The organism is Mesorhizobium sp. M4B.F.Ca.ET.089.01.1.1 (genome assembly GCF_004022605.1).
Lineage (GTDB): Bacteria > Pseudomonadota > Alphaproteobacteria > Rhizobiales > Rhizobiaceae > Mesorhizobium > Mesorhizobium abyssinicae.
Map to the genome: position 1 here is coordinate 1 of NZ_RZOS01000384.1, position 5,632 is coordinate 5,632.

The following is a 5,632-nucleotide window of genomic DNA, read 5'->3' on the forward strand; positions in this document are numbered from 1 at the left end:
CATCATAGCCGTAACGAGTATCGTCGAGCCGCCGGTAGCTCTGCTCGAGGCGCATCAGCCTGAGTTCGGGAAAGGCCAGATAGGCGGCCGGCGCGGGCGTCGACATGCCGACTCCGAGGTCGAAGCGGCGGATCGCCAGGAGGTTCGTGGCGGGCGTGAAGCCGAGATCGACGTCGATCAGCCCGGCGACCTCCGCCTGGCCGGCGCCGTTCAGCGTCCAGCCGCCATCGGCAAGCCGCTCGATCTCAAAGTGCAGGGTTTCCGCGCCGACAAAAACCGTCGACGCACGCCGAGCGCGTCCGCCAGCCGGAATCGCAGTCGGCTTCATAGGCGAGGCTGCATGGCTTGTCGTCATGGACGAAGAGCGCATGGCCCCTGAGTTTCCAACCGTCGCCCGCATCGGAAAGCAGGCAGGCATCGTGCCCTTCCAGGTCGAGCCGCCGCCATAGGATCGAAGAGTGCGGGCGCATGATCACGCTCCTGTTTGAAACATCATGCCTCATCATTCGTCCGTCAGGGCAATGCCGTTGCCGTTGCGGGCCGACGAAACTGCCATGTGCTGACAGAACGCCTCCGCCCGACCGCCGGCGCGCGCAGGCTCGCTGTTCGCTCGTGGCAGCAGTCGAAAAAAGCCGCCTTGACATTCGCGGCCAGGCAACCGACTTCCTAGCACTTTGATTTTACGCATGATCCTTTCCGAAAATCGAAAGCGATTTTCGGGGTCATGCGTCAGGAGATCCGCCCATGCCAGAGCCCCGACGGTCGACGATCGATGCCGGAGAAGTGGAACGCTTTTCCGCGCTGGCCGCCGAATGGTGGAACCCCAACGGCAAGTTCCGGCCGTTGCACAAGTTCAATCCGGTGCGGCTTGCCTATATCCGCGACCAGGTGGCGGCGCGCTTCGGCCGCGATCCGCGCGCGGCCAGACCGTTCGAAGGCCTGCGCTTCCTCGACATCGGCTGCGGCGGCGGTCTGCTGTGCGAGCCGATGGCGCGGCTCGGAGCCGAAGTGGTCGGCGCCGATGCCTCCGCCACCAACATCGAAGTGGCGAAGCTGCACGCGGCCGAGGTCGGCGTCAGCGTCGATTACCGCGCCACCACGGCTGAGGACCTCGCCGACGCCGGCGAGACATTCGACGTCATCCTCAACATGGAAGTGGTCGAGCATGTCGCCGACATCGACCTGTTCGTGGCCAAATGCGGCCAGATGGTCAAACCGGGCGGCATCATGTTCGTCGCCACCATCAACCGCACGCTGAAGGCGCTCGGCCTCGCCATCATCGGCGCCGAATATGTGCTGCGCTGGCTGCCGCGCGGCACCCACCAGTTCGGCAAGCTGGTACGGCCGGAGGAGCTGGAAAAAGCCCTCGGCGCGGCCAGCCTGACCATCATCGACCGCACCGGCGTCGTCTACCATCCGCTGGCCGACCGCTGGCAGCGGTCGAAGGACATGGACGTCAACTACATGGTCCTGGCCGAAAAAGCCTCGGTCTGACCTCGCCCTGTCAGGCTGCCTGGCTCCGCATCTTCAAGCTCGTCTGGTTCTGCGCCTTTGTGGTGATGAACACGCCGATCGTGATGATCACCGCGCCCGCCCAGGTCAGCAACTGATAGTGCTCACCAAGGAAGATCGTGCCGGCGAACAGGCCGACCGCGGCAGCGACATAGCCGATCTGGCTGAGATAGACCGGACCGCCGACCGCCTGCAGGCGGAAGAAGAAGGCAAACATCGCCGAGGCCGACGCCACCTGCCCGGCGACCACCAGCGGCACCGCGCCGAGCGGAGCGAATGCCTGCCAGCCGAATAGCGTCAGAATGCCGGCCAGCAGCAGCGTCGCCGAGGCCAGATGGCTGCCGACGGCAAGTTCGATCGGACCGGTGTCTTCGGGCCAGTCGACGGTGCGGTAGATGTTGCCGGCAGCGAGGCTGACCGGGATCAGCAAACCGACCGCCACCCAGAAGAACTCGGCCGGCTGGCCGGCCTCGCCGCGCGTGACCGCCACCATCACCGCGCCGGCGAAGCCGACCGCGATGCCGACGACACCGAGCAGGTTTGGCCGCCTGACGCCGAGCAGGATCGAGAACACCAGCGTGACGACGGGTGACAGCGTGAACATGATGCCGGTGTAACCGGCTCCGAGATGCGGGATGGCCGAGAACATCAGCAAATTGGGGACCGCATAGGACACGGCGGCGGTGACGAAAAAATAGCGTAATTTGTGCGCCGTCAACCGGATGCGTTCGCCGCGCACCAGAAGCGCCAGCAACAGCACGCCGCCGGCGCCGAGCGAGATGACGAAAGCCCAGACCATGGCCGGAACGCCGGCCGCCGTCGCCAGTTTGCCGAACGGCAGCGTCAGGCCGAGCAGGCCGCCGGTGACGACCAGCAGGCCGGCCGCCGAATCCCAGAGAAGTTTCATCGGATGGTCCCGTCGTTCAATCGCGGCGCTTGGCCGCTATTGTGTTTTGCGATAACATAGTACAAAGATTCTTTATGTCAAGATACTTTTCGGTGAGATAGATGGATCGGGCGGCAAGGGCGATCGAGCAGTGGCAAAGGGAACGGCCGGACCTGGACGTCTCGCCTATGGCCGTGATCGGACGGCTGAACGAAGCCGCCTCGCTGATCTCGCGCGAGCGGCTGGCGCCGCTGTTTGCCCGCTTCGGATTGCAGCAAGGCGAGTTCGACGTGCTGGCGACCCTGCGCCGCTCCGGCACGCCCTACGCCTTGACGCCGACCGATCTCTACGAGGCGACGATGGTGACCTCGGGCGCCATGACCGCCCGGCTGGACCGGTTGGAGAGGGCCGGTTTGATCGAACGCGCGCCGCATCCCAGCGACCGCCGCGGCGTGGTGGTGCGGTTGACCGAAAAGGGTTTGGCCTTGACCGACGAGGCGCTCGCCGCCCATGTCGCCAACGAACATGAAATCCTCGCCGGACTGACCGCGCCGGAGCGGGAGACACTGGCCAGTCTGCTTGGAAAGCTGATCGGAAGCCTGAGCTGAATGCTCAGTTGCGGTCGTCGGGAAAGCAGGGGATCGGCATGAACTCGACGCCATCCTCGACCAGACTCTTTGCCTCGTCGACCGTCGCCTCGCCATAGATGCCGCGCGGATCGGTCTCGCCGAAATGGATCTTGCGCGCTTCCTCGGCGAATTTGTCGCCAACATAGTCGGCATTCTCGCGCACCTTCTCGGCCATCGCCTTCAACTGCGCCAACGCCTGCTTCTGCGCTTCGCCCATGGCGAGCGCGATCTTTTCCTGCTTGCGCCCGGTCGAGACGGCCGGCGCCATCAGCGCCTTGTCGACCTTGTGCGAACCGCAGCTCGGGCAATCGACGAAACCGCGCTTCTTCTGGGTGTCGAAATCGTCGTTGCTCCGGAACCACGCCTCGAATTCGTGCTCGTGCTCGCAGATCAGGGAGAAACGGATCAAGAGGCGGCACCCCTGAGGCGTGGCGCCTCGCCGGCATTGACCGAGAACTCGCGCGCATTCTTGAGATTGGGAATCTTCCTGCGCGCGGCAAGCGACCGCGCCGGGTCGATCTCGGCGACGATCACTGCCGGCTGGTCGTGCGCCGCTTCCGCGACAATGCGGCCCCACGGGTCGACGATCAGCGAATGGCCATAGGTCTCGCGGCCGTCCTCGTGCAATCCGCCCTGAGCAGCGGCAATCACATAGGCGCCATTCTCGATGGCGCGGGCCCGAAGCAGCACATGCCAATGCGCCTCGCCGGTCTGCCGGGTGAAAGCGGCGGGCACCGACAACAGGTCGGCACCGGCCAGCGCCTCGGCGCGGAAGAGCTGCGGGAAGCGCAAATCGTAGCAGACGGCAAAGCCGAGCTTCGCGCCGCCGATCTCGGCGACGACAGCTTCGGTGCCCGGCTCGTAAGCGGCGGATTCGCGCCAACTCTCGCCATTGTCGAGATCGACGTCGAACATGTGGATCTTGTCGTAGCTGGCGATCGTCGCCCCATCCGGCGCGAACAGCATGGCGCGGTTTGCCAGCTTGCCGTCGGCGCGCAGGATGGCGGTCGAGCCGATGTGCAGGAAAATGCCGAGTTCCCTGGCCAGCTTCCTGGCGGTCGAGACGATGATGTCCTTGTCCTCGGAGGTGAAGGAGGCGGCACGCGCCTCCTTGTCGCGCACCAGCGCGCCGGTCATCTCGGGGGTCTGGACATAGCTGGCGCCAAGGCCTGCCGCCTCGCGCACGAGGTGCTCCAGATCGACCGCGTTGCGCTCCGGGCTCTCGCCCGAACGCATCTGCACCGCCGCTGCCTTGAAAACACCCATGGTCAAGCCCTCGAACCGTTGGCAAGCAACACATCGAGCCGGCCCTCCGCCTCCAGATCATGGAGGTCGTCGGATCCGCCGACATGCGTGTCGCCGATGAAAATCTGCGGAAACGTGGTACGGCCATGCGCTCTGGAAATCATCTCCTGGCGCAGTTCCGGCGAGAAGGAAGCATCATGCTCGGTATAGGCGACGCCCTTGCGGTCGAGGAGCCGCTTGGCTGCGGTGCAATAGCCGCACATCATCCGGGTATAGATCGTCACATCGATCATCAGCCAGCAATCCTGCCTATGCATGCGCCTGGAGGCGCGTGGCGCTTCCGGGATAACGACATGCACGAAAACAACAATTCTCGCTTTATATAGTCGCGGACTCGTCGGCCCGAAAGTCCCCCGGCAAAACGCGCGCGAAGGTCAGCACGTCGACGGCTCCGGCGCCGCCCTTCTTCAGCGCCTTGGCCACCGACCTCACTGTCGCGCCGGTGGTGTAGACATCGTCGATCAACAGCACCCGGCGGCCGGCAATCTCGATCTCCGCCTCGGTCGGCACGCGGAAGGCGGCGCGCACATTGTCCTCGCGCTCCTGCCGCTCCAGCCCGACCTGCTGGCGGGTGAGCTTCACGCGCCTCACCACCGAAGGCGAGAAAGGCAGGCCGCTGAGGTGCGATACCGCCCTGGCCAGCTCGGCCGACTGGTTGAACTGCCGCCGAAAGAAGCGCCGCCAGTGCAACGGCACCGGCACGACGAGATCGGCCTCCGCGATCAGCTCGGCTCCGGCGCGCAGCATCCAGCGCGCCATCCATGGCGCCAGATCCGTGCGGTCCTGATACTTCAGGCCTTGCACCATCTGGCGCGCCACGCCGGAATAGACGACCGCGGCCCGCGCCCGTTCGAAGGGCGGCGGATCGGCGATCGCTTCGGCCGAGAGGAAGCCTTCGCCCATGTCATGGGTGAACGGCGTGCCCATCACCGCGCACCAGGGCCGTTCCAGCAGCCTGAGCTTCGGCCAGCAGGTCCCGCACAGCACGCCGGGCTGCGAGACATGGCGCCGGCAGCCGGCGCAGACCGGCGGAAACAGGATGCGCGCCGGCAAGGCCAGTGCCCGCCGCGCGATGGTCCCGAGTTCAACGGCCTTGATCTTCGGCATTGGATCGGCCACGTGGTTTCGTCGCCGCTCCACTATAATCGGAGCGCGGAAAACAGGAACCTGCCCGTTGCAGCCTATCATCGACACCTCGCTCTGGCTGGCGCGCAAGCGCCGCGCCCTGGCCCACACCGTGGGCGGCGCCGATTTCTTGATGCGGCGGGGCGCCGATGACCTTGCCGACCGGCTCGGCGCC

Annotated in this window: 10 protein-coding genes and 1 pseudogene; 3 read left to right on the plus strand and 8 right to left on the minus strand. The window is 65.6% G+C overall.

The features are described from left to right. The 3 genes from EN780_RS26380 to EN780_RS26385 form a co-directional block, all read right to left on the minus strand. A partial coding sequence (locus EN780_RS26380) for a putative glycolipid-binding domain-containing protein (protein WP_245500145.1) occupies window positions 1-328 on the minus strand: 328 nt, incomplete at its 3' end. After that, the gene (locus EN780_RS40825) at window positions 246-506 is read right to left on the minus strand and encodes a putative glycolipid-binding domain-containing protein (protein WP_348631269.1); all 261 of its coding nucleotides are present in this window, start codon (window positions 504-506) and stop codon (window positions 246-248) included. The genes EN780_RS26380 and EN780_RS40825, both read right to left, overlap by 83 nt. Further along, entirely contained in the window at window positions 503-688 is a 186-nt protein-coding gene (locus EN780_RS26385; RefSeq protein ID WP_127286048.1) for a hypothetical protein, read from the minus strand. The genes EN780_RS40825 and EN780_RS26385 overlap by 4 nt, the downstream gene beginning before the upstream one ends. A gap of 56 nt (window positions 689-744) precedes the next feature. Here EN780_RS26385 and ubiG point away from each other — a divergent pair, with 56 nt between their 5' ends. Continuing rightward, window positions 745-1,494: a bifunctional 2-polyprenyl-6-hydroxyphenol methylase/3-demethylubiquinol 3-O-methyltransferase UbiG gene (gene ubiG, locus EN780_RS26390; RefSeq protein ID WP_127286047.1), complete on the plus strand. Its 750-nt coding sequence runs from the start codon at window positions 745-747 to the stop codon at window positions 1,492-1,494. A gap of 10 nt (window positions 1,495-1,504) precedes the next feature. On the opposite strand, the gene EN780_RS26395 is transcribed toward ubiG, so the two are convergent. Next, on the minus strand, window positions 1,505-2,419 hold the full coding sequence (locus EN780_RS26395) for a DMT family transporter (RefSeq protein WP_127309172.1): 915 nt from the start codon (window positions 2,417-2,419) through the stop codon (window positions 1,505-1,507). Between the two features lie 101 nt (window positions 2,420-2,520). Here EN780_RS26395 and EN780_RS26400 point away from each other — a divergent pair, with 101 nt between their 5' ends. Beyond that, window positions 2,521-3,006 (plus strand): MarR family transcriptional regulator, encoded by a 486-nt coding sequence (locus tag EN780_RS26400; protein WP_127286045.1) that lies wholly within the window; start codon window positions 2,521-2,523, stop codon window positions 3,004-3,006. A gap of 4 nt (window positions 3,007-3,010) precedes the next feature. On the opposite strand, the gene EN780_RS26405 is transcribed toward EN780_RS26400, so the two are convergent. The 4 genes from EN780_RS26405 to EN780_RS26420 form a co-directional block, all read right to left on the minus strand. Further along, window positions 3,011-3,436, minus strand: coding sequence for a DUF1178 family protein (locus tag EN780_RS26405; protein WP_128275757.1), 426 nt, complete (start codon window positions 3,434-3,436; stop codon window positions 3,011-3,013). Further along, complete coding sequence (locus EN780_RS26410) at window positions 3,433-4,293, minus strand: carbon-nitrogen hydrolase family protein (protein ID WP_127286043.1); 861 nt, start codon at window positions 4,291-4,293, stop codon at window positions 3,433-3,435. The genes EN780_RS26405 and EN780_RS26410 overlap by 4 nt, the downstream gene beginning before the upstream one ends. A 2-nt stretch (window positions 4,294-4,295) precedes the next feature. Continuing rightward, window positions 4,296-4,565: a glutaredoxin 3 gene (gene grxC, locus EN780_RS26415; RefSeq protein WP_127286042.1), complete on the minus strand. Its 270-nt coding sequence runs from the start codon at window positions 4,563-4,565 to the stop codon at window positions 4,296-4,298. A gap of 85 nt (window positions 4,566-4,650) precedes the next feature. Next, entirely contained in the window at window positions 4,651-5,451 is an 801-nt protein-coding gene (locus tag EN780_RS26420; RefSeq protein ID WP_127286041.1) for a ComF family protein, read from the minus strand. Between EN780_RS26420 and EN780_RS40830 the strand changes: the two are divergent. Beyond that, window positions 5,372-5,632, plus strand: a pseudogene (locus EN780_RS40830) (SAM-dependent methyltransferase); the annotation flags it as partial. The gene EN780_RS26420 and the pseudogene EN780_RS40830 overlap by 80 nt on opposite strands.